This window comes from uncultured Thiodictyon sp., assembly GCF_903828115.1.
In the GTDB taxonomy this organism is placed as follows: domain Bacteria; phylum Pseudomonadota; class Gammaproteobacteria; order Chromatiales; family Chromatiaceae; genus Thiodictyon.
In genome coordinates, this window is the sequence record NZ_CAIKKU010000438.1 from 1 (window position 1) to 1,504 (window position 1,504).

The 1,504-nt window shown below is 65.8% G+C and carries 1 protein-coding gene; it reads left to right on the forward strand.

Annotated features, from left to right (window positions below; genetic code table 11):
- Positions 1–152: 152 nt before the first annotated feature.
- The coding region (gene acs / locus QZY48_RS16005) for an acetate--CoA ligase (protein ID WP_295432627.1) at positions 153–1,504 on the forward strand (1,352 nt) is incomplete at its 3' end.

The window sequence follows — 1,504 nt, forward strand, 5'->3', positions numbered from 1 at the left end:
CCCCAGCGGGGCGGAGGCCGCAGGCCGCGGGAACCTGGAAAGCGATTTGCCTAACGTTTAGTATTGGCTTCCCCGCAAGCTTGCCCTTGGCCCCAAAGACCCAACCCTTGGGTTTCGCTGGTGGCCACCACCCCAACCGGAGGACATGAGAGATGTCGCAAGATAAAATTTACCCCATCCCCGCCGAGATCGCCGCCAAGGCCCACATCAACGCGGCGCAGTACGAGGCGATGTACAAGCAGTCGCTCGCCGACCCGGAGACCTTCTGGGCCGCCCAGGCGCAAGAATTCGTGACCTGGTCCAAGCCCTGGGACTCGGTGCTGGACTGGAGTTTCGACGCGGAGAACCTGCACATCACCTGGTTCAAGGGCGGCAAGCTCAACGTCTCCTACAACTGCCTGGACCGCCACCTGGCGACCCGCGGCGACCAGGTCGCGCTCATCTGGGAGGGGGACAACCCGGCCGAGGACCGCAAGATCACCTACCGCGAACTGCACGCGGAGGTCAATAAATTCGCCAACGTGCTCAAGGCCCATGGGGTCAAGAAGGGCGATCGGGTCTGCATCTACATGCCGATGATCCCGGAGGCGTCGGTGGCCATGCTCGCCTGCACCCGGGTCGGTGCCGTCCACTCCATCGTCTTCGGCGGCTTCTCCCCGGACAGCCTGCGCGACCGCATCCTGGACTCCGACTGCCGGGTGGTCATCACCGCCGATGAGAGTATGCGCGGCGGGCGCAGCGTGCCCCTGAAGAAGAACGTGGACACCGCGCTCGAGGAGTGCCCCAGCGTCGGCACCGCGATCGTGGTGCGCCGCACCAGCGGCAAGGTGGCCTGGAAGGAGGGCCGCGACGTTTGGTACCACGAGGAGATGGCCAAGGCCGCTCCCGTCTGCGAACCCGAGGAGATGGACGCCGAGGACCCGCTCTTCCTCCTCTACACCTCCGGTTCCACCGGCAAGCCCAAGGGGGTGCTGCACACCACCGGCGGCTACCTGGTCTTCGCCGCCATGACCCACAAGCACGTCTTCGACTACCAGGAGGGCGAGATATATTGGTGCACCGCGGACGTGGGCTGGGTCACCGGCCACACCTATATCGTCTACGGGCCCCTGGCCAACGGCGCTACGTCCCTGATGTTCGAGGGTATCCCCAACTATCCGGACATGTCGCGCTTCTGGCAGGTGGTGGACAAGCACCAGGTCAACATCTTCTACACCGCCCCCACCGCCATCCGCTCCCTGATGCGCGCCGGCGAAGACCCGGTCAAGAAGACCTCGCGCAAGTCGCTGCGCATCCTGGGTTCGGTGGGTGAGCCGATCAACCCGGAGGCCTGGGAGTGGTACCATCGGGTGGTGGGCGACGAGCGCTGCCCGATCGTGGATACCTGGTGGCAGACCGAGACCGGCGGCCACCTGATCACCCCCCTGCCGGGCGCCACCGCACTCAAACCCGGTTCCGCCACCAAGCCCTTCTTCGGCGTGGTCCCGGCCCTGGTGGACGCGGC